The organism is Lentzea atacamensis (assembly GCF_003269295.1).
Lineage (GTDB): Bacteria > Actinomycetota > Actinomycetes > Mycobacteriales > Pseudonocardiaceae > Lentzea > Lentzea atacamensis.
This window is the reverse complement of record NZ_QLTT01000006.1, coordinates 251470-276208: the sequence shown is the minus strand read 5'-3', so window position 1 is coordinate 276208 and position 24739 is coordinate 251470. Positions and strand designations below refer to the sequence as shown.

24 protein-coding genes are annotated in these 24739 nt (G+C 69.2%); 14 read left to right on the top strand and 10 right to left on the bottom strand.

The genetic code is table 11. From position 1 onward, the window contains the following. Positions 1-29 precede the first annotated feature (29 nt). From C8D87_RS27010 to C8D87_RS27000, 3 genes are all read left to right on the top strand, one after another. The gene (locus C8D87_RS27010) at positions 30-1400 is read left to right on the top strand and encodes a cystathionine beta-synthase (RefSeq protein ID WP_112228841.1); all 1371 of its coding nucleotides are present in this window, start codon (positions 30-32) and stop codon (positions 1398-1400) included. Between the two features lie 87 nt (positions 1401-1487). Continuing rightward, the gene (locus C8D87_RS27005; protein ID WP_211337150.1) at positions 1488-2576 is read left to right on the top strand and encodes an RDD family protein; all 1089 of its coding nucleotides are present in this window, start codon (positions 1488-1490) and stop codon (positions 2574-2576) included. Positions 2577-2696: 120 nt separating this feature from the next. Beyond that, complete coding sequence (locus C8D87_RS27000; protein WP_215732501.1) at positions 2697-3842, top strand: cystathionine gamma-synthase; 1146 nt, start codon at positions 2697-2699, stop codon at positions 3840-3842. Between the two features lie 52 nt (positions 3843-3894). On the opposite strand, the gene C8D87_RS26995 is transcribed toward C8D87_RS27000, so the two are convergent. Together C8D87_RS26995 and hppD are read right to left on the bottom strand one after the other, a co-directional pair. Next, the gene (locus tag C8D87_RS26995) at positions 3895-4140 is read right to left on the bottom strand and encodes a hypothetical protein (RefSeq protein WP_109632225.1); all 246 of its coding nucleotides are present in this window, start codon (positions 4138-4140) and stop codon (positions 3895-3897) included. A 54-nt stretch (positions 4141-4194) separates the two neighbouring features. Further along, positions 4195-5376 (bottom strand): 4-hydroxyphenylpyruvate dioxygenase, encoded by a 1182-nt coding sequence (hppD, locus tag C8D87_RS26990; RefSeq protein ID WP_109632227.1) that lies wholly within the window; start codon positions 5374-5376, stop codon positions 4195-4197. Between the two features lie 74 nt (positions 5377-5450). Between hppD and C8D87_RS26985 the strand changes: the two genes are divergently transcribed. Next, positions 5451-5960 (top strand): Lrp/AsnC family transcriptional regulator, encoded by a 510-nt coding sequence (locus C8D87_RS26985; protein ID WP_112228839.1) that lies wholly within the window; start codon positions 5451-5453, stop codon positions 5958-5960. A 26-nt stretch (positions 5961-5986) separates the two neighbouring features. Here the strand turns inward: C8D87_RS26985 and greA are convergent, their stop codons facing one another. Both greA and C8D87_RS26975 read right to left on the bottom strand, forming a co-directional pair. Beyond that, positions 5987-6484 (bottom strand): transcription elongation factor GreA, encoded by a 498-nt coding sequence (gene greA / locus C8D87_RS26980; protein ID WP_109632231.1) that lies wholly within the window; start codon positions 6482-6484, stop codon positions 5987-5989. Between the two features lie 184 nt (positions 6485-6668). Further along, positions 6669-7091, bottom strand: coding sequence for a DUF4307 domain-containing protein (locus C8D87_RS26975; protein WP_233442301.1), 423 nt, complete (start codon positions 7089-7091; stop codon positions 6669-6671). Between the two features lie 96 nt (positions 7092-7187). On the opposite strand from C8D87_RS26975, the gene mca reads away from it, so the two are divergent. Together mca and C8D87_RS26965 are read left to right on the top strand one after the other, a co-directional pair. After that, positions 7188-8057 carry a mycothiol conjugate amidase Mca gene (gene mca / locus C8D87_RS26970; protein ID WP_109632235.1) on the top strand — a complete coding sequence of 290 codons (870 nt, stop codon included), beginning with the start codon at positions 7188-7190 and terminating at the stop codon, positions 8055-8057. Between the two features lie 35 nt (positions 8058-8092). Beyond that, the gene (locus tag C8D87_RS26965) at positions 8093-8317 is read left to right on the top strand and encodes a hypothetical protein (protein ID WP_233439263.1); all 225 of its coding nucleotides are present in this window, start codon (positions 8093-8095) and stop codon (positions 8315-8317) included. A gap of 106 nt (positions 8318-8423) precedes the next feature. Here C8D87_RS26965 and C8D87_RS26960 read toward each other — a convergent pair whose 3' ends face one another. From C8D87_RS26960 to C8D87_RS26945, 4 genes are read right to left on the bottom strand one after another with little or no spacing between them, the layout of a single operon-like run. Further along, positions 8424-9182, bottom strand: coding sequence for a nucleotidyltransferase domain-containing protein (locus tag C8D87_RS26960; protein ID WP_112228837.1), 759 nt, complete (start codon positions 9180-9182; stop codon positions 8424-8426). Next, positions 9179-9793 (bottom strand): nucleotidyltransferase domain-containing protein, encoded by a 615-nt coding sequence (locus C8D87_RS26955; protein ID WP_215732500.1) that lies wholly within the window; start codon positions 9791-9793, stop codon positions 9179-9181. Before C8D87_RS26955 ends, C8D87_RS26960 begins: the two co-directional genes overlap by 4 nt. Then, a complete protein-coding gene (locus C8D87_RS26950) occupies positions 9790-12252 on the bottom strand; it encodes a polynucleotide kinase-phosphatase (protein WP_112228836.1) in 2463 nt (820 codons plus the stop codon). The genes C8D87_RS26955 and C8D87_RS26950 overlap by 4 nt, the downstream gene beginning before the upstream one ends. Next, the gene (locus C8D87_RS26945) at positions 12252-13589 is read right to left on the bottom strand and encodes a 3' terminal RNA ribose 2'-O-methyltransferase Hen1 (RefSeq protein ID WP_112228835.1); all 1338 of its coding nucleotides are present in this window, start codon (positions 13587-13589) and stop codon (positions 12252-12254) included. Before C8D87_RS26945 ends, C8D87_RS26950 begins: the two co-directional genes overlap by 1 nt. 55 nt (positions 13590-13644) lie before the next feature. On the opposite strand from C8D87_RS26945, the gene C8D87_RS26940 reads away from it, so the two are divergent. Continuing rightward, on the top strand, positions 13645-15621 hold the full coding sequence (locus C8D87_RS26940) for a thioredoxin domain-containing protein (protein ID WP_112228834.1): 1977 nt from the start codon (positions 13645-13647) through the stop codon (positions 15619-15621). A gap of 52 nt (positions 15622-15673) precedes the next feature. Beyond that, positions 15674-16228, top strand: coding sequence for a hypothetical protein (locus C8D87_RS26935; RefSeq protein WP_109632247.1), 555 nt, complete (start codon positions 15674-15676; stop codon positions 16226-16228). Here the strand turns inward: C8D87_RS26935 and C8D87_RS26930 are convergent. Beyond that, positions 16221-17099, bottom strand: a complete 879-nt coding sequence (locus C8D87_RS26930; protein WP_112228833.1) for a DMT family transporter — start codon at positions 17097-17099, stop codon at positions 16221-16223. The genes C8D87_RS26935 and C8D87_RS26930 overlap by 8 nt on opposite strands. Before the next feature lie 47 nt (positions 17100-17146). On the opposite strand from C8D87_RS26930, the gene pdxR reads away from it, so the two are divergent. Next, positions 17147-18493, top strand: coding sequence for a MocR-like pyridoxine biosynthesis transcription factor PdxR (gene pdxR / locus C8D87_RS26925; RefSeq protein ID WP_112228832.1), 1347 nt, complete (start codon positions 17147-17149; stop codon positions 18491-18493). Here pdxR and C8D87_RS26920 read toward each other — a convergent pair. After that, complete coding sequence (locus tag C8D87_RS26920; protein ID WP_112228831.1) at positions 18490-18693, bottom strand: hypothetical protein; 204 nt, start codon at positions 18691-18693, stop codon at positions 18490-18492. The genes pdxR and C8D87_RS26920 overlap by 4 nt on opposite strands. A 90-nt stretch (positions 18694-18783) precedes the next feature. On the opposite strand from C8D87_RS26920, the gene C8D87_RS26915 reads away from it, so the two are divergent. From C8D87_RS26915 to C8D87_RS26895, 5 genes are all read left to right on the top strand, one after another. Further along, the gene (locus C8D87_RS26915) at positions 18784-20316 is read left to right on the top strand and encodes an ATP-dependent DNA ligase (RefSeq protein WP_112228830.1); all 1533 of its coding nucleotides are present in this window, start codon (positions 18784-18786) and stop codon (positions 20314-20316) included. A 44-nt stretch (positions 20317-20360) separates the two neighbouring features. Beyond that, the gene (locus tag C8D87_RS26910; protein WP_112228829.1) at positions 20361-21143 is read left to right on the top strand and encodes a GNAT family N-acetyltransferase; all 783 of its coding nucleotides are present in this window, start codon (positions 20361-20363) and stop codon (positions 21141-21143) included. A 409-nt stretch (positions 21144-21552) separates the two neighbouring features. Further along, positions 21553-22992 (top strand): GuaB1 family IMP dehydrogenase-related protein, encoded by a 1440-nt coding sequence (locus C8D87_RS26905; RefSeq protein ID WP_109632259.1) that lies wholly within the window; start codon positions 21553-21555, stop codon positions 22990-22992. Between the two features lie 3 nt (positions 22993-22995). After that, entirely contained in the window at positions 22996-23949 is a 954-nt protein-coding gene (locus C8D87_RS26900) for an ABC transporter ATP-binding protein (RefSeq protein ID WP_112228828.1), read from the top strand. Continuing rightward, complete coding sequence (locus C8D87_RS26895) at positions 23946-24716, top strand: ABC transporter permease (protein ID WP_112228827.1); 771 nt, start codon at positions 23946-23948, stop codon at positions 24714-24716. The genes C8D87_RS26900 and C8D87_RS26895 overlap by 4 nt, the downstream gene beginning before the upstream one ends. Positions 24717-24739: the final 23 nt, after the last annotated feature.

Below are 24739 nucleotides of genomic sequence, written 5' to 3'. Positions count from 1 at the left end.
CGGAGAGTGGGAGTGGGGAGTAGATACCGGTGGAGTACGCCGAGCACGTCGTCGACCTGGTGGGCAACACGCCGCTGGTGAAGCTCAACTCCCTGACCTCGGGGATCAAAGCCACGGTGCTGGCCAAGGTCGAGTACCTGAACCCCGGCGGGAGCGTGAAGGACCGCATCGCGCTGCGCATGGTGGAGGCGGCCGAGAAGTCCGGTGAGCTGCAGCCCGGCGGCACGATCGTCGAGCCGACCTCCGGCAACACCGGAGTCGGGCTCGCGCTGGTCGCCCAGCGCAAGGGCTACAAGTGCGTGTTCGTCTGCCCGGACAAGGTCAGCGAGGACAAGCGCAACGTCCTGAAGGCCTACGGCGCCGAGGTCGTGGTGTGCCCGACCGCCGTCGCGCCGGAGCACCCGGACTCCTACTACAACGTCTCGGACCGGCTCGTCCGCGAGATCCCCGGCGCGTGGAAGCCGAACCAGTACGCGAACCCGGAGAACCCGGCGAGCCACTACCACCAGACCGGCCCCGAGATCTGGCGCCAGACCGAGGGCAAGATCACGCACTTCGTCGCGGGCGTCGGCACCGGCGGCACCATCTCCGGCACCGGCCGCTTCCTCAAGGAGGCCTCGAACGGCGCCGTGCAGATCATCGGCGCGGACCCGGAGGGCTCCGTCTACTCGGGCGGCACCGGCCGGCCGTACCTGGTCGAGGGCGTCGGCGAGGACTTCTGGCCGGAGACCTACGACAAGACCATCTGCGACGAGATCGTCGAGGTCTCCGACGCGGACTCGTTCGACGTCACGCGCCGCCTCGCCCGTGAGGAAGGCCTGCTGGTCGGCGGTTCGTGCGGCATGGCGGCCGCGGCCGCGCTGCGCGTCGCGAAGGACCTGCCGGAAGACGCCGTCGTCGTCGTGCTGCTGCCCGACGGTGGCCGCGGCTACCTCTCCAAGGTGTTCAACGACCGCTGGATGGCCTCCTACGGCTTCCTCCCGCCGGACTCGACCGGTGCGACCGTCGGCGACGTGCTGCGCCGCAAGGGCGGCAAGCTCCCCGACCTCGTCCACGCGCACCCGAACGAGACCGTCGGTGACGCGGTCGCGATCCTGCGCGAGTTCGGCGTCTCCCAGATGCCCGTCGTCAACGCCGAGCCGCCCGTCATGGCCGCCGAGGTCGCGGGTGCGGTCAACGAGCGCGACCTGCTCGACGCGCTGTTCACCGGCAAGGCGCAGCTGTCGGACCGCCTCGACAAGCACATGGGCGCGCCGCTGCCCACGCTCGGCGCCGGCGAGCCGGTCGGTGTCGCCATGAACGCGCTGTCGAGTGCGGACGGCGCGCTCGTCCTGGAGGACGGGAAGCCCGCCGGAGTCGTCACGCGGCAGGACATTCTGGGGTTCTTGGCTGGTCGCTGAGCGTAGAAGCGGGTGCGTCCGATAGCGTGACGCCCCAGATCAGCAGTCTTACTCACACACGGCCCAGCCAAGGGGGTTGGAAACCGGATGAACGCTCCGCAGCCGCCAGGAAACCAGTTCGGCGGTCAGCCGCAGCAGGAGCAGCCCAACGCGGACGCGACGCAGATCGTCCCGGGAGGTGGGCAGCCCTCCGCGGCCAACCCGAACCCGGACGCGACGCAGGTCGTCTCGCCTGGTCAGGTACCTGCCGCACCGCAGCAGAACGCGGACGCCACCCAGGTCGTCAGCCCCGGGCAGGTGCCGCCGGCAGCTCCCGGTTCGGGTGGCTTCCCGGCGCAGGGACTCGGCTCCGGCGGGTTCCCCGCCCAGCAGCCGCCCCCGTACGGCGCCCCGCAGCAGCAGGCCTACGGTCAGCCGCAGCAGCAGCCTTACGGTGGCGCTCCGCAGTCCAACCCGTACGGCCAGCCGCAGCAGCAGGCCTACGGTCAGCCGCAGCAGCCGTACGGTGCTCCGCAGTCGAACCCGTACGGCCAGCCGGCCGCGGGCGCGTACGGCCAGCCCGGCTACGGCATGCCCATGGCGCCGCCGCCGCCGACCGGCTACGCCGAGTGGGGCTCGCGCTTCGTCGCCTACCTGATCGACGTCGCCGCGCCGCTCGTCGTGGTCTACGCGATCGTCTTCATCCTCGGCCTGGTCGCGGCCAACGCTCCTGACGCCGCTGTCGTGTTCGGCCTGATCGGGCTCGTCCTGTGGCTGGGCTACGCCGGCTTCGTCATCTGGAACGTGATCATCAAGCAGGGTCAGACGGGCCAGACGATCGGCAAGAAGATCGCGAAGATCAAGCTGGTCGGCGAGGAGACCCAGCAGCCGATCGGCGCCGGCACGGTCTTCGTGCGCCAGCTGTGCCACATCGTCGACGCCCTGCCGTGCTACGCGGGCTTCTTCGCCCCGCTGTGGGAGCCGAAGAAGCAGACCTGGGCCGACAAGATCATGAAGACCATCGTGGTCAACGCCCCGGAGACCGCTTCGCCCTACGGCGGCAGCGGTGGTTACCCGCAGCAGCCCGGTACCGGTGGCTACCCGCAGCAGCCGGGCACCGGCGGTTACCCGCAGCAGCAGCAGGGTGGCTACGGCCAGCCGCCGCAGCAGGGTTACGGGCAGCAGCAGGGCTGGTAATCCCCAGCACGCACCCAGCCCCCGGTCACTTCCCAGTGGCCGGGGGCCGGCTCGTTTCCGGGGGAGTTCACTGCGTGGACTCGTGCCGTCGACCGCCAGATGGGTGAGTACCCTTGGGAGATGAGCACCCCTTACGGCTTCGCGACCAGGGCGATCCACGCCGGCCAGGACCCGGACCCGACCACGGGTGCGGTGAACGTGCCCATCTACGCGACGTCGACCTACGCCCAGGACGGCGTGGGCGGGCTGCGTCAGGGCTTCGAGTACTCGCGCACCGGCAATCCGACCCGCCGTGCGCTGGAGACGGCCCTCGCCTCGCTGGAACGCGGCCGCTACGGCCGTGCGTTCGCCTCCGGCATGGGCGCGACCGACGCGGCGCTGCGCACGTTCCTCAAGCCCGGCGACCACATCGTCATCCCGAACGACGCGTACGGCGGCACGTTCCGGCTGATCGACAAGGTCTTCTCGCAGTGGGGCGTCACCCACTCGCCGGCACCGGTCACGGACATCGACGCGATCCGCGCCGCCATCCGTCCCGAGACCAAGCTGGTGTGGATCGAGACCCCGACCAACCCGCTGCTGAACATCGGCGACATCGCGGCCATCGCCGAGGTGGCGCACGCCGCGGGCGCCAAGTTCGTCGTGGACAACACCTTCGCCTCGCCGGCCCTGCAGACGCCGCTGGAGCTCGGCGCCGACGTGGTCCTGCACTCGACCACCAAGTACGTCGGCGGCCACTCCGACGTCGTGGGCGGCGCGCTGATCACCTCGGACGAGGAGATCGACGCGGCGTTCGGCTTCCTGCAGAACGGTGCGGGCGCGGTTCCCGGCCCGTTCGACGCGTTCCTGACGTTGCGCGGCCTCAAGACCCTCGAGCTGCGCATGGAGAAGCACTCGGACAACGCCGAGCTCGTCGCCGAGGCCCTGGTGCGGCACCCGAAGGTGAAGAAGGTGCTGTACCCCGGCCTGGAGTCGCACCCGAACCACGAGGTGGCGGCCAAGCAGATGCGCCGGTTCGGCGGCATGGTGTCGTTCATCGTCGACGGCGGCGAAGAGGCGGCGCTCGAGGTGTGCGCGCGGACCAAGCTGTTCACGCTGGCCGAGTCGCTGGGCGGCGTCGAGTCGCTGATCGAGCACCCCGGCAGGATGACCCACGCGTCCACCGCCGGGTCGATGCTGGAGGTGCCGGCGGACCTGGTGCGCGTCTCGGTGGGCATCGAGTCCGGTGACGACCTCGTGGCCGACCTGCTCGAAGCCCTCGGCTGAGTTTCCGGCAACGCGAACGGCCCCCTCCGGCTGGAGGGGGCCGTTCTGCGTCTCACGGTTTCTTGGAGCCGCCGAACCTGTCGACGTTCTCGGCCTCGGCTGTCGGCGCCGCCGGAAGGTCGGCGCCGTTCACACAGCCGCCGACGAACTCCATCGACTCGCCTGTTCGGACGAAGCGGCCGGCCTCGTCACACCCGGCGTGCGCCACGGTCAAGAACGCAGCTCCGGTCAGTGCCGCAGCCGTGGTCACGGCTCCGACCAGCGGAATCACCGCGGCCACGCGTCGTGCGAATGCCATGCCACCTCCCCACGATGTGTATCCCCCGTAAAGCACCTTACCGGGGGAACGCCATCAGAGGTTGCCGCGTCGCTCCTGCTCGCGCTCGATCGCCTCGAAAAGGGCCTTGAAGTTGCCCTTGCCGAAGCCCAGCGAGCCGTGCCGTTCGATCAGCTCGTAGAAGACGGTCGGACGGTCACCGATCGGCTTGGTGAAGATCTGCAGCAGGTAGCCGTCCTCGTCGCGGTCGACCAGGATGCGGTGTTCCTTGAGCACCTCGATGGGCACGCGGACCTCGCCGATCCGGGCACGCAGCTCCGGGTCGTCGTAGTAGCTGTCCGGCGTCTCCAGGAACTCCACGCCCGCGTCGCGCATGGCCGTGACCGTGCGGATGATGTCGTTGGTCGCCAGCGCGATGTGCTGGACGCCGGCACCCTCGTAGAACTCCAGGTACTCGTCGATCTGCGACTTCTTCTTCGCGATCGCCGGCTCGTTCAGCGGGAACTTGACCCGGTGGTTGCCGTTGGAGACGACCTTGGACATCAGCGCCGAGTAGTCGGTGGCGATGTCGTCGCCGATGAACTCCGCCATGTTCACGAAGCCCATGACGCGGTTGTACCACTCGACCCAGTAGTCCATCTTGCCGAGCTCGACGTTGCCGACGCAGTGGTCGACGGCCTGGAAGAGGCGCTTCGGCGCACCCTCCGGGCGCTTGACGGTCGACTTCCGCGCCACGTAACCGGGCAGGTAGGGGCCGTTGTACTTGGAGCGGTCCACCAGCGTGTGGCGGGTCTCGCCGTACGTGGCGATCGCGGCGAGACGGACGGTGCCGTGCTCGTCGGACACGTCGTGCGGCTCCTCCAGCACGGTCGCGCCCTGCTTGCGGGCGTGCGCGATGCACTGGTCGACGTCGCCGACCTCCAGCGCCAGGTCGATGACGCCGTCGCCGTGCTTGCGGTGGTGGTCGAGGAGCGGGGAGGTGGGCTGCACGCCGCCGTGGATGACGAAGCGGGCCGAGCCCGACTTCAGCACGAACGACTTGTGGGAGCGCTGGCCGGTCTCGGGGCCCGCGTAGGCGACGAGCTCCATGCCGAACGCCACCTGGTAGAGCCAGGCGGTCTGCGTTGCGTTGCCCGCGACGAACACCACGGCGTCCATGGCGCGCACGGGGAAGGGGTCCTTGGTCGCGTCGTAGTCGACCAACCCCACGAGCTGCCGGAGCTGGTCGTAGCTCACGTCGTCAAGCTGCTGCGTCATGCCTCACAGCATGAGTCGACCCAACAGGGTGAGCAACAGTCAGCGATTTCACTGTGCATTTTGTACAGTGTTCTATGCCTTCAGATCAACAGAGTGAGCACTCTGACCAGCCCGTGGACGAACTGGACGCACGGCTGCTGTTGCTGCTGACGGACGAGCCTCGGCTGGGAGTCCTCGAATGCTCCCGACGGCTGGGTGTCGCGAGGGGAACGGTGCAGGCCAGGCTGGACCGGCTGGTCGAACGCGGCGTGCTCGCCGGGTTCCCGCCGGCGCTCGACCTGGGCGCGATGGGCTACGGGCTGACGGCGTTCGCGGTGGTGGAAATCGCGCAGGGCCGGCGCGCGGAGGTGTGCGAGGGCCTGGCCGCGATCCCCGAGGTGTGCGAGGTGCACGCGACGACCGGCCAGGGCGATCTCTTCGTGCGCATGGTCGCGCGGTCCAACGCGGACCTGCAGCGCGTGGTCGACCACGTCGTCGACGTGCCGCACGTGCGCAGGTTGTCGACCTCGATCGCCCTGTCGACGCCCGTGCCTCCACGCGTGCGACCGCTCCTGGAACGCGTGAAGGGGCGGCCACCGAGGTGACCGCCCCTTGCACGACGTTTGAGTGATTACCCCGCGTAAGGCAACGCCGTGATCAGCGTGACCTTCTGGAGCTTGCCGTTGGGCAGCTCGTACTCCACGGTCTCGCCGTCCTTCGCGCCGTTCAGGGCCTTGCCGAGCGGCGAGGACGGGGAGTAGACCTCCATCTCGCCGTGCGCGCCCTCTTCGCGGGTCGCGAGCAGGAAGGTCTCGGTCTCGTCGTCGCCTTCGTAACGGATCGTCAGTACCGTTCCCGGAGCCGCGACACCCTTGGTGGTGGGGGCTTCGCCAACCTTCGCGGCCTGGAGCAGCTCGTGCAGCTGGCGGATGCGCGCCTCCTGCTTGCCCTGCTCCTCGCGGGCGGCGTGGTAGCCGCCGTTCTCGCGAAGGTCACCCTCCTCGCGGCGGGCGTTGATCTCGGCAGCCATGACCGGGCGGTACGCGATAAGTTCGTCCAGCTCCGCCTTGAGCCGGTCGTAGGCCTCCTGGGTCAGCCAGGTCACCTGGGTGTCGCTCACGGTCACCAACTCCTCGTCTTGCTCCGGCGCACGTGTGTGTGCCAGATAGTTCCCGGGCCGTGGGCCCGGAACGGAAAAACACGGCCCGCGCCGGGGCCGTGCTTGAGCCTCAATAGTAACACGCAGACAACGTTCAGCGACGGCGATTTGTTCCCCATCTCGCCGTTTAAACCGCAGATCACCCGCTTGGCCGCTAGCTCGTGGACAAGTAGGGGGGAACCTGGTAAGAGCACCCGTACACCTCGCCGGTGACCGGCGGCTTCGAGGTGCGGAGAACTGTTGTCTCGACGACGACGGCATTTCCCGGAGGAACCAGAACTTCGCGTCTACCTGCTTCGTCGCCGTCCTTGGAACGGGCCCGAATGATGCAGACGGCTGGTCGCTCTGGTTGATCTCGGGAAACCTCGAAACTGACCTTCACGCTGTCGTCGCCGAGGAGGATGAACGCCGTCTGCTTCGCCTCGATCGGCTTTGTACCGAGATTTCGGTAACCGACGAAGGCGACCACCGCACCCACCGCCACGGCTACGGCGAGTAACCCCCACCGACCCCACTTGTTGAGCGGCTTGCGCGTGCTGTTGCCGTACCGCCCCTCGGGGAGCGCGCGTTGCGACACTTTCCCACGCCCTCCTGACCCGCTGGGGAACAATGACGACCGACGTTCAGTTGTTGAGTGTCGCAGGACCATTCACACAGGAGGACCACGGGGGTCATGGCCGACAAGCTGCGCCTTATGGCAGTGCACGCACATCCCGACGACGAGTCGAGCAAGGGCGCGGCCACGATGGCCCGCTACGTCGCGGAAGGGCACGACGTGATGGTCGTGACCTGTACCGACGGAGGCGCGGGCAGCATCCTCAACCCGGCGATGGACAGGCCGGACGTGCTCGAGAACATGATCGAAATCCGCCGCGAGGAGATGGCCCGCGCAGCCAAGATCCTCGGCATCCAGCACCGCTGGCTCGGCTTCAAGGACTCCGGCCTGCCGGAGGGCGACCCGAAGCCACCGCTGCCGGAGGGCTGCTTCGCCCTGGTACCGCTCGAGGAGTCGGTGCCACCGCTGGTGGAGGTGATCCGCGAGTTCCGCCCCCACGTCGTCGTGACCTACGACGAGAACGGCGGCTACCCGCACCCGGACCACATCCGCACGCACGAGATCTCGATGGCCGCACTGGACGCCGCGGCCGACCCAGAGTTCGAGCCTTCGCTGGGCGAGGCCTGGGAGACCCAGAAGGTCTACTACTCGCACGGCTTCTCGCGCGCCAAGCTGCTGGCGTTCCACGAGGCCATGGAGGCCCGCGGCCTCGAGTCGCCCTACACCGAGTGGCTGGCGAACTGGGACGCCAACCGCCCCGACGTGATGGACCGCGTGACCACCAGGGTCGAGTGCGCGGACTACTTCGACGTCCGCGACGACGCCCTGAAGGCCCACGCCACCCAGATCGACCCGACCAGCCGCTGGTTCGCCATCCCGATGGACCTGCAGCGGGACATCTGGCCGACCGAGGAGTACGAGCTCGTGCGCTCCCAGGTCGACTCGACGCTGCCCGAGAACGACCTGTTCGCCGGAGTTAAGGTCTAGGGGTGCTCTCCCCAGACTTCGACCTCGGCAACACGGTGGCCTTCGTCGCCGTGCAGCCGTCGAACACGAACAACGACAAGGGCGGCCAGGGTGAGGACTTCGGCAAGTCCTCCCCGGTCGGCCTCGTCCTGCTGATCCTCTTCTTCATCGCGGTGTTCTTCCTCGTCAAGTCGATGAACAAGCACCTCAAGCGCGTGCCGGCGTCGTTCGACGAGCCTGCTGAGGCCAAGCCCGCGGCCGAGCCGGAGAAGAAGGACTAGTGGCGGGGCCCGGAAGGTTGCCGGGCGAATTCGCGGTCAGACGGGTGCCGCGAGGTGCCCTGCTGAGCGTGAATCACCCAGCCGACGTTCCGGGTCGCGCCACTAGCTAGCTCACCCGCGTCGCGACCACGAACTCGTGCACCGCTTCGAACGCCGGCGGATGCTCGGGCAGGTCGCTGGCCGTCCGCGCGTTCTGCAGCTCTTCGTGCCAGTGCGCGACGTCGGCCTCCAGTCGTTCGGGAGCGGGCCGCTCGGGTACACCGGCCAGTGACCGGTGCTCGCCGAGGACCTTGGCCTCGATGAGCGCCGCCAGGTAGTCCGGCCCGTCGAGCTTGTCCAGCAACGTCGGCAGGTGCGCGACGACCTCTCCGGTGCGCAGCAGGTGCACGCCGGTCAGCAGCGCGCGGAACGTGTAGAGCAGTGGCTTGATCTCGCCGGTCCGCTCGAACAGCCGCCACTGGGTCACCGCGAACCCGCGGTAGTGGTGGCCGTGACGTGACGTGAGGCATCCCGCGGCGAGATCGGCCAGCTTCCGGTGCCCGTCCGTGGTGTGCACGACGAGCGGCGAGAGGAGCTGCTCCAGCACGTAGCCGTTGGGGCGGGTGAGCAGGCGGCAGAACTTCTCCACGTCGTGCGTGACGAGGTCGATCTCGACACCGTCCCGCACCCACATCCGCTCCTTGGTCTCCGGGCCGCGCCGCAGCCCGACGACCTCGGTGAGCGGCAGGACGTGCACGCCGCGCAGGTCCACGTCCGAGTCGCGGGACGGGAAGCCGTACAGGTGCGCACCGGACACGGTCGCGAAGAGCAGGTCGTGCGACTGCTCCGCGACGACCGCGCTCAGATCAGGAACCTCGTAGCTCACAACGCCCTCCTGCGCACCGAAACCAGCCAGTCCTCCACGCGTGCCCGATCCGGCTCCTCGGGCAGCGGCCCATCCGCGTTCGCGAGCTCCTCACCGAGCCGGTGCGCCCACGCCACCGCGTCGTCCCAAGGCATCGAGCCGTCGCGGATCGCGAGCAACGACCGGTCCGCGGTGATGTCCAACGATCCGGTCCGCATCAGGTGCAGGCCAACCAGCCGCAACCGCACCACGTGCATGAGCTGCTTCGGCTTGAGGTTGCGGCCCGCGCGCGACAGCTGCATCTCCGTCGCGCGCGTGTACGCCCGCACCGCGTACCGGGACAGGAACGCGGGCAGCAGCGCCCGCAGTTCCTCTCCCAGCGGCGTCATGACCTCCACGAGCGGGCTCACCAGCGTTTCGAGCACCGTCGGGTTCGACTTCAGCGCCAGCCTGCAGAAGTGCTCGACCTCCCAGCTGAGCTGTTCCGGCGAGGGCCCCTCGACCGAGGTCGGCGGCTTGTCCAGGCGCCAGAACGCTTCCGTGGGCGCGACGAACACCCCACGTCTGTCCACATCAGACTCTGCGGTCGCCAGCCCGTAGGCGTGCGAACCGATGATCGCTTCGAGAATCACAGTCGTGGGTCCACCGGTTCCGATTCGAGCGCCAGCACACCGAAAACGCACTCGTGCACGCGCCACAACGGCTCGCCGCGCGCGACGCGTTCCAACGCCTCGATGCCCAGGGCGTACTCGCGCAGCGCAAGACCGCGCTTGCGGCCGAGACCGCGCTTGCGCAGCCGCGCGAGGTTCGCGGGCTCCGTGTAGTCCGGGCCGTAGATGATCCGCAGGTACTCCCGCCCACGCACCTTCACGCCCGGCTGCACGCGACCGGTCAGGTTCGCCAGCGGCTTGACGACCATGCCTTCGCCGCCTTCCGCCGTGAGCTCCTCCCACCACCGCACGCCGGCCGCGGGATCCGCGGTGTCGACCACGAGGTGACGGGTCTGCTGGAACAACGATCCTTCCAGTCGGCTCAGCGTCTCGAGGTGCCACAGGTGCGAACGGTCGTGGAACGTGCGTCCCTCGGTCGCCAGCAGCTGGAACGGTGCGATTCGCACGCCCTCCAGCCCTTCAGTGGGCCAGCAGTACCGCTCGTACGCCGCCCGGTAGGCCGAAGCGTTCGCCGCCCGGCTTTCCGTCCGCGCCAAGAGCTCGGCGACGTTCACGCCACGGTCAGCCGTCGTCTGCAAGGCCTCGACCGCCACCGGCAGAGCTCCGCCGGCGGCCGCCCCGACTGCCGCGTACTGCTCGCGGATCAGCCCGGAAGCCTTGGCGTTCCACGGCATCAGCTCGGCGTCGATCAGCAGCCAGTCGGTGGTGAACTCGTCGAACAACGGCTTCGCGCTCTCCCGCACGCGGTCCAGGAGCTCGTCGCCCAGCGTGCCGTCGAAGAACGCGCGTCCGGTGCGCGTGTAGATCGCGCCGCCAACCTTCCGCACCAGCAACACCGCGCGGGAGCCCATGTGCTTCTCCTCGCAGATCACCTCGCGCACACCGGCCGCGAGGTACTCCGCGAACGCCTCGGACGGGTGCTCCAGCACGTCGTCCCGCAGCGAGGTGGCGGTGGGAGCCATCGTCGGCGGCAGGTACAGCAGGTCGTGCGGGTCGATCGCGAACCGGCTCATCACCTCCAGTGCCGAAGCGGACTGCTCCGCGCGGATCGTCACGGCGCCCATCACCGACGTCTCGATCCGGCGAAGGCCCGTGACATCGGTCAACGCGAGCACGTCCGGCGCGCGTTCGGCCGGAGCCGGTGCCACCAGCGGGCGGTCCGACTCGTACCAGGCCTGATGCGCCTTGACGGAGACGAGCTCCTTCTCCGGGTAGCGCAGCGCGGTCAGCTTGCCGCCGAACACCACACCGGTTTCGAGGCACATCGTGTTGTTGATCCACTCGGCCTCGGGCACCAGCACGTGCCCGTACAGCACCATCGCGGAACCGCGGTAGTCGTTCGCCCACGGGAGGCGCACCGGAAGCCCGTACTCGTCGACCTCACCGGTCGTGTCGCCGTACAACGCGAAGCTGCGCACCTTGGCCGACGCGCGACCGTGGTAGCGCTCAGGCAGGCCGGCGTGCGCCACGACGAGGTTTCCTCCGTCGAGGACGTAGTGCGCGATCAGTCCGTCGCAGAACTTCGTCACGGCACGGCGGAACTCCTCCGGCTCGTGGGCGAGCTGCTCCAGGGACTTCTCCAGCCCGTGCCGCACCGTGACCTTGTGGCCGCGCAACGCCCGCACGAGCTTCTCCTCGTGGTTTCCGCGCACGCTCAAGGCGTGCCCGGCGGCGACCATGCCCATGACCAGGCGCAGCACGCCCGGCGTGTCCGGCCCGCGGTCCACGAGGTCACCGACGAACACCGCCTTGCGGTTCCCAGGCGGAACCGCGTCGATCGCGCGGCCCTCGTCGTCACGAACGAGCGTGTACCCGAGCTCCGTCAGCAGCTCTGCCAGCTCGGCGCGGCAGCCGTGCACGTCACCGATCACGTCGAACGGCCCGGTCTCGTGCCGCAGGTCGTTGAGCAGTTTCTCGTAAACGATCACCGCGCTGTCCACATCGGACTCCGAGCGCAGGACGTGGACGCGCTTGAACCCCTCCTTGCCGAGGTACTTCAACGACCGGTGCAACGCCGCCCGGTGCCGCTTGACGACGTGCGCGCCGAAGTCGCGGTCCGGCCGCTGGGCGTTGCGCTTGAGACACACGTCGGTCGGTGTGTCGAGCACGATCGCGACCGGCAGCACGTTGGCCTTCTTCGCCACCTCGATCAGCTTGGCGCGGTCGGGTGCCTGCACGTTGGTGGCGTCGATGACGGTGACCTTTCCCGCCTCCAGCCGCTTCGCCGCGACGTAGTGCAGGGCGTCGAACGCCGCCGCGGACGCGGACTGGTCGTTCTCGTCGTCGGACACCAGCCCGCGGAAGTAGTCGCTCGACAGCACCTGCGTCGGGAGGAAGTGCTTGCGCGCGAACGTGGACTTGCCGGAACCGGAGGCGCCGATCAGCACCACCAGGCACAGGTTCGGGATCTTCAGTTCCATCAGTTCTCGTCCCCCGAGCTGAACACCGCCATCTGGGTCGGCGCGCCGCGTTCGGCGTCTTCCGGCCCGATCCCCACATAGCGCACGCGGTAGCCGCGTCGTGACGCAACGCCGTCCGCCCACGCCGCGAACTCCGCCCTGGTCCACTCGAAACGGTGGTCGGAGTGGCGCACCTGCCCTTCCGGCAACGTTTCGAAGAGCGCGTTGTACTCGACGTTCGGCGTCGTCACCAGCACGGTCGCCGGACGCGCGACCACGAACACCGAGTGCTCCAGCGCGGGCAGGCGCGACGGGTCGACGTGCTCGACGACCTCCATCAGCACAGCCGCGTCGTAACCGGCCAGTTCCGCGTCGGCGTACGTCAGAGCCGACTGCCGCAACGTGATCCGCTCGCGCGCCCGGTCGGGCATGCGGTCGAGCCGCAGCTTGCGCGCGGCCTCCTGCAACGCCTTCGCGGACACGTCGACACCGTGGATCTCGGTGAACTCCGGCTCCTTCACGAGCTCACGCAGCAACGCGCCGCCACCGCAGCCGAGATCGAGCACGCGCTTGGCCCGTGCCTCCTTCAGCGCCTTGATCACGGCCTCCTTGCGCTGTACGGCAAGGGAGATCTTCGGCTCGGCGAGCGCGTTGTCCAGCTCCTCCGGCTCGACCTCGTCGACCTCGGCGAGGCGTTCCAGCGCGGACAGCACCAGCGGCCGCTTGCGGGCCAGGTACCTGGTGGTGATCAGCTCCTTGTCGGGGTGGCTCGCCAGCCAGCCGTCGCCGGCCTTGAGCAGCTTGTCGACCTCGTCGGCCGCGACCCAGTAGTGCTTGCCGCCGTCGAGCACGGGCAGCAGCACGTAAAGGTGCTTCAAAGCGTCGCTGAGCTTGACGATGCCGCTCAGGGTCACGTCGCCGTAGCGCGAGTCGCCGTGCCCCTTCGTCTCGACGGCCCAGCCGAGCGGCGTGAACAGCCGTTCCGCGAGCCGGTGCGGCAGCGCGGGAATGCGGATGACCAGCGGAATCGGTGTCCTTGCGAGTTCTGGGTAGCTCTCGCTGCGGCCGTTCATCGCGGTGCGGAACACGCTGCCGAGCGCGACCGTGAGCAACGACCCCGCCGCGTACGGACGGTCGTTGACGTATTGGGTGAGCGTGCTGCCGGGACCTCGCACCAGCGCGATGGGGTCGACCTCGAGCAGGAGGGCGACCGTGCACTCCTCGTTCGTCGCCTTCGGGTAGAAGACGTGCGCGGTTCCCGAGCTCGTCGAGAAGGACTGAGCCCGGTCGGGGTGCTTGTGCAGCAGGTGACCGAGGTCGGTCGCCGGCTGGTGGGTCGTGGTCATGGTGAGCAGCACGAGCTCGAGTCTGATCGAGAGTCGGTCTCCGCGCTGCTGATTTAGTGTGGAATCCATGAAGAACCGGCTCGCTGACGCGACCAGCCCCTACCTGCTGCAGCACGCTCAGAACCCGGTCGACTGGTGGCCGTGGTGCCCGGAGGCGTTCGAGGAGGCACGGCGGCGCAACGTCCCGGTGCTGCTGTCCGTCGGCTACGCGGCCTGCCACTGGTGCCACGTCATGGCGCACGAGTCGTTCGAAGACGCTTCTGTCGCCGCGCTCCTCAACGAGCACTTCGTCCCGGTCAAGGTGGATCGCGAGGAACGTCCGGACGTCGACGCCGTGTACATGGAGGTCACGCAGGCCATGACCGGGCACGGCGGCTGGCCGATGACCGTGTTCCTGACGCCCGACGCGCGGCCGTTCCACGCGGGCACCTACTACCCCCCGACGCCGCGCCCCGGCATGCCGTCCTTCACCCAGCTGATCGAGGCCGTCTCGGCTGCGTGGACCGAACGTCCCGCCGAGATCCTGGAATCGGCTTCCGTTGTCGTGGAAGAGATCTCACGCCACACGGCGCCGCTGCCACCGTCCGCTGTGGACGCGGACGCGCTGGCGGGCGCCGTGGTGTCGTTGCTGGGCGAGTTCGACCGGCGCAACGGCGGATTCGGTGGCGCGCCGAAGTTTCCGCCGTCGATGGTCGTCGAGTTCCTGCTGCGGCACTACGAACGCACAGGTTCGGTCGAGGCGATCTCCATGGCGACCAAGACAGCCGACGCGATGGCGAACGGCGGTATGTACGACCAGCTGGGCGGAGGGTTCGCGCGTTACAGCGTCGACGCGTCGTGGACCGTGCCGCACTTCGAGAAGATGTTGTACGACAACGCTTTGCTGCTTCGGTTCTACACGCACCTGGCGCGGTTGACCGGCACTGAGCGCTACTCGCGCGTCGCCAGGGACACGGCTTCCTTCCTGCTGCGGGATCTGCGCACCGCGGAGGGAGGCTTCGCGGCTTCGCTGGACGCGGACACCGAGGGCGTCGAAGGCCTGACCTACGTGTGGTCGTTCGAGGAACTCGGGGATGCCGCGGCTGCATTCGGTGTGACCGCCGAGCCGAACTTCGAGGACGGCAAGTCGACGCTGCGGTTCGTCTCGGAGCCGGGAGAGGACGTGCGTGCGTCGCTGCTGGCGATCCGTGCCGCCCGCCCGCAGCCCGGCCGTGACGACAAGGTGATCGCCGCGTGGAACGGCGTGGCGATCGCGGCGCTGGCCGAGGCGGGAGCGTTCTTCGGCGAGCCGTCGTGGATCGTGGCGGCGTCGGAGGCCGCGTCGCTGCTGGCCTCGGTGCACCTCGTCGAGGGCAGGCTGCTGCGAACCTCGCGGGACGGGGTCGCCGGCCCGTCGTTCGGCGTGCTGGAGGACTACGGCTGCTTCGCCGACGGCCTGCTGGCGCTGCACCAGGTCACCGGCTCGATCCGGTGGCTCGACCTGGCGTGCGGCCTGCTCGACACCGCTCTCTCTCGTTTCGCCGTGCCGGACTCTCCTGGCGCCTACTACGACACCGCTGACGACGCCGAGTCTCTCGTGCGCCGCCCGGCAGACTCGACCGACAACGCCTCGCCCTCTGGCGCGTCTTCGCTGGCCTCGGCCCTGCTGACGGCGTCGCTGCTGTCCGGTGCCGACCGTTCGTCGCGGTACCTGACGGCGGCGTCGGAGGCCGTGACGCGCGCCGGTCTGCTGGCTGCGCGGGCACCCCGGTTCGCCGGCCACTGGCTGAGCGTCGCGGAGGCGTTGGTCGCCGGTCCCCTGCAGGTGGCAGTGGTCGGCGTCGACGATCCGCGCCGTGCACAGCTGTGGGCGGCGGCGGTCGCTCATGTGCCTGGCGGCGGCGTCGTCGTGGCCGGTGAACCGGGCTCGGTGCCGTTGCTGGAGGACCGCCCGCTGGTCGACGAGGCCCCGGCCGCCTACGTGTGCCGCGGCTACGTGTGCGACAGGCCTGTGGTTTCCGTGGATGCCCTGGTCACTTCGCTGTCGGCGAACACCACCCGCTGATTGCAGGCGTAACGTCAGTAATGACGTAATCATGTAATCAGGGGTGGTCGAAATGGGACGTGGATGGCGAGGAAGAGGCGGTTGGCAACAAGCTGACCTGCCGCCGGCCGACGACGCGGCGGCGTGGTTCGCGGGCAGGCTCCCCGACGGCTGGTTCGTCGGCGCGCCAGAGGTGATCGTCGACCGCGAGGAGATCACCGTCGTGGGCACGCTCGCCCCGCTGGAGGGTGAGTTCGACGACGCCTCACGCGCCGCGGCCGAGTCGGGCCGCATCTCCCGCTGGCGAGAGGAGACGCGGTCCGAGCGCATCGAGATCGCGCGCCAGGCCGAACACCGCTACGGCCGCAAGGTCGCCTGGGGAGCCTCGCTCGGTGACACGCGCGAGCTCTTCACGCACCTGGCCGTCCCGGTGATGACGCGCCTGCGCCAGCCGGAACGCCAGGTGCTCGACACGCTCGTGGCGGCCGGCGTGGCCCGCTCTCGTGCGGACGCTCTGGCGTGGGCGGTCCGCCTGGTGGGCGAGCACGCCGACGCGTGGCTCGGTGAGCTGCGCGACGCGATGTCGAAGGTCGACGATCTTCGTTCGCAGGGCCCGGATCTCACGTAGCCGGTGCGGTTGCCAGGGGCCGCTCGCTCGACGGGATGTCGGCGGCGGCCTTTGTGCTGCCCCTGCGAAGGCCGATGACACACCCGAGTGCGACTGTGACAGCCCCGGCAGTGGACACCAGCGAAAGTTCCTGCGCGCCCAGCAACACAGACGTCGTAAGGCCGGCCACCGGCATCAGGCCGATGAGCACTCCTGCGCGATCGGAACCCAAGCGGTTCACGGCGAAGTACCAGAGCCCGAACGCGAGTGCCGTCACGACGACGGCCAGCGTTACCAGCGCGAAGGACTGGCGGGCGTCCGGCATCCGCCATCCCTCGATGAACGTGCCCAGCACGGCGCCGATCGCCGCCGCCAGCAGACAGGTCCAGGTCGCCACGCCGAGCACGCCCATGCGCTTGACCACACCGACGGCGAACAGCGTGAAGCAGACCTCGCCGACCATCGTGAGCAGCGCCAGCACGAGGCCCGGGCCGTGCCACGCTCCGCCGCCGGACAACACCACTACGCCTGCTGCGACCACCACGGCGCCGACGACGGCAGCGAGAGAGCGGTTGCGGGCGAGAAGCGCGAGGACGATCGGGGATGAGCCCATCACGGCGGCGACGAAGCCCGGTTCCGCGTACTGCTGGGCGGCGATGAGCAGGGCGTTGAAGCCGAGCATGCCCGAAGCGACGATGCCCAGCAGCGGTGGGATGTCGCGCCAGGACGGCATCGGCAGCCGACGCGCGACCAGCAGCAGGACGGCCGCGCCGAGTGCGTAGCGCATGGCCTGGCCGGTCAGGACCGGGTAGCCCTCGAGCATGCCGGTGATGGGCACTGACGCGCCGACGATCGTTGCCGCTGTCGCTCCCGCGGCCACCGCAAGTTTCATGCCGTTGAGCCTCGCGGCTGACTGGTCCAGGTTTAAGCTCCACTTTGATGACTGCAAACTGGACCACTTTTCGTGAGCTGCTGTTGCCGGGGCACCAGCGGCGGCGTGGCGTGGAGGTCGAGCTGCGCAGGGCCATCCGGGACGGGCGGCTGGTGCCGGGGACGCGGTTGCCGTCGAGCCGGGACCTGGCGGCGCAGCTCGGGGTGGCGCGCGGGACCGTCACGTCGGCGTACACGCAGCTGGTGGCGGAGGGGTACCTCACGTCGCGGCGCGGATCGGGGACGACGGTCGCGAGCGTCGGGCCCGCCGGGGCGTGCGGTGTGCCGGAGCCACCGCAGCGGTGGCGGTTCAACCTGCGGCCCGGGTTGCCGGCGTTGGGCGCGTTTCCGCGTGCGGAATGGGTTGCGGCGCACCGAGCGGCGCTCGCCGACCTGCCCGACGACGACCTCGCTTACCCGGACCCGGCCGGATTTGTGGGGCTGCGCAAGGAGATCGTCGACTACCTGGCGCGTGTGCGGGCGGTGGTCGCGCGGGATGCGGTGATCACCAACGGCGCCGCGGACGGGTTGCAGCTCACCGCCCGGTTGCTGAACGGCAGCATCGCCATCGAGGAGCCGAGCCACTTCGGTGGCGAGGACATGTTGCGGTCACACGGGCTCGAAACCGTGCCGGTTCCGGTGGACGACAAGGGAATCCGGGTCGACCTGCTGTCCAAAACGGACTGCAAGGCGGTGCTCGTCACGGCGGCGCACCAGTTCCCGCTGGGCGTGGTGCTGCATCCGGAACGCCGCAGGGCGCTCGTGGAGTGGGCGCGCGAGCGGGACGGGTTGATCATCGAGGACGACTACGACGCCGAGCACCGGTACGACCGGCCAGCGCTCGGGGCGTTGCAGGCACTGGCGCCGGAGCACGTGGTGTACCAGGGGACGACCAGCAAGGTGCTGGCGCCCGCGTTGCGCCTCGGGTGGCTCGTGGTGCCGGAGCGGCTGCGCGAGGGCATCGTGAACCGCAAGAAGTACAACGACATGGGCACCGCGACGATCCCGCAGGCCGCGTTCGCGCACATGCTGCGGACGGGCGGCTATGACCGGCATCTGCGTCGTACGCGCGCGCTCTACCGGAAGAGGCGGGACGCGCTGCTGGACGCCGTGTCGGAGCACCTGCCCGCGTGGCAGTCCATCGGTGTCGCCGCCGGGCTGCACGTCGTGTTGCGCATGCCGGACGGGACGGACGACCTCGCGTTGAAGAGCAGGCTCGAGGAGCGTGGCGTGCACGTGTGGGCGTTGGCGCAGTACACGCGTACGCCGATGTGGCCGGGGCTGGTGCTCGGCTATGCGGCGCTCACTCCCGACCGCCTGCGGGAGGCGGTCAAGGAGATCGCGGCGGCCGCTTAGAGGATGTGTTCGCGCATGGTGCTGGCGTCGGTGCCCAGGATGTGTTCGCGCATGGTGCTGGCGTCGGTGCCCAGGATGTGTTCGCGCGCGGGGCTGATGTCGGCGCCCAGGATGTGCTCGCGGTCGGTGCCGATGCCAGGAGCGGAGGAGGCGGCGGCGGCGATGAGCAGGGCGGCGGCGACGATCTTGATAGCGCGCATGACGCGATAAACCCCCAGGTAGAACGGTTGACCTGGTCAGCCTAACCCGACCGTCCAGAAATTGTCAGTGCTCGGGTGCACCATGAGTCCGTGCTCCTTTCCGAAGTAGTCGACACGTCGGCCGCCGTGGCGGCGACGCGATCGCGCCTTGCCAAGGTCAAGGCGTTGTCCGCGTTGCTGCGCTCGGCGTCGGCCGACGTCGTGGTCGCGGTGGTGTCCTTTCTCATAGGCACGCCGCGGCAGGGTCGCATCGGCGCGGGCTGGCGCACGGTCTTCGACCTGTCCGTGCCGCCGGTCGCTCTGGCGGGGCTCACGGTCGCCGAGGTCGACGCCGTGCTCGCCGAGGTGGCCGCGACGTCCGGCAAGGGCTCGGCGCAGCGCCGGGCCGACCTGCTGACGGCGCTTTTCGGTCGTTCCACAGAGGCGGAGCAGGACTTCTTACGTCGCTTGCTCACCGGTGAGCTGCGGCAGGGCGCGCTGGAAGGCGTGATGCTGGACGCGATCGCCTCGGCCGCGGACGTGCCGGGCGAGACGGTGCGACGCGCGTTCATGCTGTCCGGCCGATTACCGGAGACGGCGGTGGCCGCGCTGGCCGGCGGCGCGGAGGCGCTGGAGGCCTTCCGGCTGGAGGTCGGGCGTCCGCTGCGGCCGATGCTGGCCTCACCAGCCGAGTCGCTGAGCGAGGCGCTGTCCGAGCTCGGCAGCTGCGTGGTGGAGCACAAGCTCGACGGTGCGCGCATCCAGGTGCACCGCTCGGGCGACGACGTCCGCGTCTACACCCGCACGTTGCGCGAGATCACCAAGACGGTGCCCGAGCTGGTCGAGCTCGTGCGCGGCCTGCCGTGCACGTCGGTGGTGCTCGACGGCGAGACCCTGGCGTTGACCGACGAGGGGAGACCCCGCCCGTTCCAGGAGACGATGAGCCGGTTCGGCGCGCAGGACGAGCGCGAGCTGCTCCTGCACCCGTACTTCTTCGACTGCCTGCACCTCGACGGCAAGGACCTGCTCGACGAGCCGCTGAGAGACCGTCTGACGGCTCTCCGGCAGGTCGCGGGCGAGCACGTCATCCCGGGCGTGCTGGACCCGTCGCCGGACGAGGCGGCCGAGGTCGTCACGGCGTCGCTGAGCGCCGGTCACGAGGGCGTGATGGTGAAGTCGCTCGCCTCGCCCTACGCGGCGGGCAGACGCGGTCGTGCCTGGCAGAAGGTGAAGCCGGTCCACACGCTCGACCTGATCGTGCTCGGCGTCGAGTGGGGCAGCGGCCGTCGCCGCGGATGGCTGTCGAACCTGCACCTGGGCGCCCGCGACCCGGACGGCGGCCCGCCGGTGATGGTCGGCAAGACCTTCAAGGGCCTCACCGACGAGCTGCTCACGTGGCAGACCAAGGCCCTGCAGGTGATCGCGACCGAGCAGAACGACTGGGTGGTCATGGTCCGCCCGGAGCTGGTGATCGAGATCGAGCTGGACGGCGTGCAGGTCTCGCCGCGCTATCCCGGCGGCGTGGCGCTGCGGTTCGCCCGCGTCGTGCGCTACCGCCCGGACAAGGACCCGTCGGAGGCGACGACGATCGAGGAGGTGAGGGCACTTCTGCCCACCGCACAACCGGACGCGCGCCGGGGTTGAAATTCGCGTGCGGCTAGCCGATGCAGGGGAATAGCGTCGGGCCGGTGACCGATGCTGCCGGGCTGCTCCGTGCGTACGACGATCAGGCCCGCCCCGCCGAGTGGACCGTCCCGGATCCCGAGGCGACCGTCGACCGCGACGGTCCTGTGTTCCGCGTGTCCTGGCCACGTCGGCGAGGCTTCGTGGCCGGACCGCCTGACCTCGGCATCGAAGGCCCCGCACTGGACGAGCTCATCGCGCGGCAACGCGACTTCTTCTCTGCGCGCGACCAGTCCGTCGAGTGGAAGACGTGGGGCCACGACACACCCGCCGACCTGCCAGACCGGCTTCTGAGGGCTGGATTCGAGTCGGACGGCCGCGAGACCGTGCTGATCGGACTGGCCGAGGACATGGTCACGCCGGTCGACCTCGACGGGATCGTCCTGCGGGAAACCAGGGACGAGGCCGACATCCGCCTAGCAGGCGCAGCGTCGTCCGAGGCGTTCGGCAAGGACGTCAGCTACCTCACCGACTACTTGATCGACAAGAGGGACGACCCGGACACCGTCATCGTCGTGGCCGAGGCCGAGGGCCAGATCGTGTCGTCCGCGCGCCTGGAGATCGTCCCGGGCACCGAGTTCGGAGGACTGTGGGGAGGCTCGACGCTGCAGCAGTGGCGCGGCCGGGGCATCTACCGGGCACTCATCGCACACCGGGCCGAAGTGGCACTCGCCCGCGGCTTGAAGTACCTGCAGGTCGACGCCAGCGAGGACAGCAGGCCGATCCTCGAGCGGCTCGGGTTCGTCAAGGTCACCACGACCACGGGGTACCTCTGGAAGCGGAGCTGAGACCGCGGATCGTCTGGGTCGATGGCCTGCCGCGGAGTGCGGGCTGCACCGGCCCGGCGCAACGCGCCGCACGGCTCAAGATCTCGAGTTGTCCACAGATTCCGGCGACCTGACCTGCGGAAACGTCCGGAGGGCTAATCTGTGGACAGTCGGGAACCCAAACCGCTTTTCAATCGTTCCGCAAGGTGAGGAAGCGCGGGGGGCTCGGGTCGGACGGAGAGCACGCCCGGTCCTGTTAGGACTGCACGGCTCGTTGGGACTGCACGGCCGGGGGCCAGGGCTGCACGGCTCGGGGCCAGGGATGCAGGCTCGGGCCGGAGCGAGCCGCACCACAGGCCGGAGCGAGCCGCACCACAGGCCAGGCCGAGCCGCATGCCCAAGTGAGACGTACCGGGTATCGTGGAAGCACGTGCGGTTCATCGAAGGGCATCGACCCTCTTACGACCTGACCTACGACGACGTTTTCCTCATCCCCGGCCGCAGTGCCGTGGAGTCGCGGTTCGGCGTTGATCTGTCCACCTCGGACGGCACCGGGGCCACGATCCCGATCGTCGTCGCCAACATGACGGCGGTCGCCGGGCGGCGCATGGCCGAGACCATCGCGCGGCGCGGCGGACTTGTCGTCATCCCGCAGGACGTGCCCACCGAGGCGGTCGCGGAGATCATCGCGTGGGTCAAGGAGCGCCATCCGGTCTGGGACACCCCGCTGACGCTCACCACGGGCGACGCGGTGGCGGACGCGTGGAACCTGCTGCACAAGCGGGCGCACGGCGCGGTTGTCGTCGTGGACGACGGCGGGCGGCCCATCGGCGTCGTCGACGAGGCGGCGCTCACGGGTGTTGACCGGTTCACGCGCATCGGCGACGTCATGAACACCGATGTCCTGCTGCTGCCGCTCGGTACGAAGCCGCAGGAGGTGTTCGACCAGCTCCACCACAGCGCGCACCGGATTGCGCTCGGCGTCGACGACGACCAGCGGCTCAGCGGTGTGCTGACGGAGCTCACGGCGTTGCGGGCGGAGATCTACCGGCCCGCCGCGGACGCCGAGGGCAGGCTGCGGGTCGCGGCCGCGGTCGGGGTCAACGGCGACGTCAGGGCCAAGGCCGAGGCGTTGATCAAGGCCGGGGTGGACGTGCTGGTCGTGGACACGGCGCACGGGCACCAGGAGAAGATGATCGCTGCGCTCAGGGCGGTCAAGGAGGCCAACCCGAGCGTGCCGGTCGCGGCGGGCAACGTCGTCACCGCGGAAGGCGTGCGGGATCTGGTCGAGGCCGGGGCTGACATCATCAAGGTCGGGGTCGGGCCTGGCGCGATGTGCACCACGCGGATGATGACCGGTGTGGGGCGCCCGCAGTTCAGCGCGGTCGCGGAGTGTGCGGCGGAGGCGCGCAGGCTCGGCAAGCACGTGTGGGCCGACGGTGGTGTGCGGCACCCGCGCGACGTGGCGTTGGCGCTTGCGGCGGGGGCCAGCAGCGTCATGGTCGGCAGCTGGTTCGCCGGCACTTACGAGTCGCCTGGTGACCTGCAGCGGGACGAGCGCGGAAACCTCTACAAGGAATCCTTCGGAATGGCCTCGAAGCGTGCCGTGACTGCCCGGACGCGCAGCGACAACGCGTTCGACCGGGCGAAGAAGGGGCTGTTCGAAGAAGGTATTTCCACTTCGAAAATGCGCTTGGACCCGGTGCGCCCGAGCGTGGAGGATCTGCTGGACGCCATCACGTCCGGCGTTCGCTCGGCCTGCACGTATGCCGGTGCGACCTCGTTGGAGGAGTTTCACGCCAAGGCTGTGCTCGGCATCCAGTCGGCGGCTGGATTCGCGGAAGGGCGGCCGTTGCCAGGGGGATGGTGAGAAGTGGACGACGCGGTTGAGGTGAGAGAACTCCGCAAAGTCTATAAAACCGGACAAAAACCGGCGGTGGACGGGTTGAGCTTCACCGTCCGCCGCGGTGAGGTCTTCGGATTGCTCGGGCCGAACGGCGCGGGCAAGACGACCACGGTCGGCGTCCTCACCACGCGCGTCCGCCCCACGTCGGGGCGGGCGCTGGTGGAGGGGGTCGACGTGGTCACCGACTCGAAGCGCGCGCGGCAGCTGCTGGCTGTCGTGCCGCAGCGCAACAACCTCGACCGCTCGCTCAACGCGCGGCAGAACCTGTTGTTCCACGCGGCCTACCACGGCATCGGGCCCGCGGAACGCAAGAAGCTCGCCGACGACATCCTCGAGCGGATGGGGTTGAAGGACCACGAGGACGCGCTCGTCGACACGTTGTCCGGCGGGCAGGCGCAGCGGTTGATGATCGCCCGCGCGCTGATGCACCGCCCGAAGGTGTTGTTCCTCGACGAACCCAGCACCGGCCTCGACCCTCAAGCCAGGCTCTTCGTTCACGAACGCGTCGCCGCACTGCACGCGGAAGGCGTCACGGTCGTGCTGACCACGCACGACATGGACGAGGCCGCGAAGCTGTGCGACCGCGTCGGCATCGTCGACCACGGCAAGCTGCTCACGCTGGACACGCCCGCGGAGCTGACGAGAAGCCTGCCCGGCAGCAACACGGTCAGCGTCACGGTGAGCCCGAACGGCCACGAGCCCGCGAAGATCACTCAAGCGCTGTCCGAAGTGGACGGTGTGCAGCGGGTCGAGGACGTGAACAACATGTTCCGCGTCTACACCGACGTCGACACCGCGGTCACGTTGCCGGCGGTGCTGAACGTGCTGCGGGACCTCGACGTCGTCGTCAGCGACGTCGCGATCGGCAAGCCCAGCCTGGAAGACGTCTTCATCCACCTGACCGGCAGGGGGCTGCGGTGAGCCAACTCAGGACGTTCCAGGCGATCCTGTGGCGCGACGTCTTCGTCACGGGCCGCGAGCTGCCGAGCTTCCTCGCGCAGGTGATCATCCAGCCGTTCTTCATCCTCTTCATCTTCGCGAAGGTGCTGGGGGACATCGGGTACGTCCAGGACGACTTCGCTCAGGTGCTGCTGCCCGGCATCATCGCGATGAACGGGTTCCTCGGCGCGTTGCAGAACACGACGCTGCCGCTGGTGCTGGACTTCTCCTGGACGCGGGAGATCGAGGACCGGCTGCTCGCACCGATCTCCATCCCTCTGGTCGCGGTGGAGAAGATCGTGTTCGGCGCGATCCGCGGGTTCTTCGCGGCGGTGCTGATGGTGCCGGTCGGGTTCCTGATGCTCGACGTTTCGTGGGCGTGGGAAGGGATTCCCGGCGCCCTGCTGGTGATCGTCCTGGGCTGCCTCGCCGGTGGCGCGGTCGGCCTGGTCATCGGCACGTCGGTGCCGGCTCGCCGGGTCAACGTGATGTTCGCGGTGATCCTTACGCCGTTGCTGTTCACGGGGTCCTCGCAGTTCCCGTGGCGATCGCTGAGCGACGACCTGCTGTGGTTCAAGGTGATCTGCGCGCTCAACCCGTTGACGTACGTGAGCGAGGGCATGCGCGCGGAGCTGGTGCCCAGCGTGCCGCACATCCCGTTGCCGATCGTGCTGCTGGTGCTCGTGATCGCGATCGCGGGCTTCGGCGGGCTCGGCCTGCGCGGCTTCATGAAACGCGCGCTCGACTAGCGATGCGAAACGGCCCCGCGCCA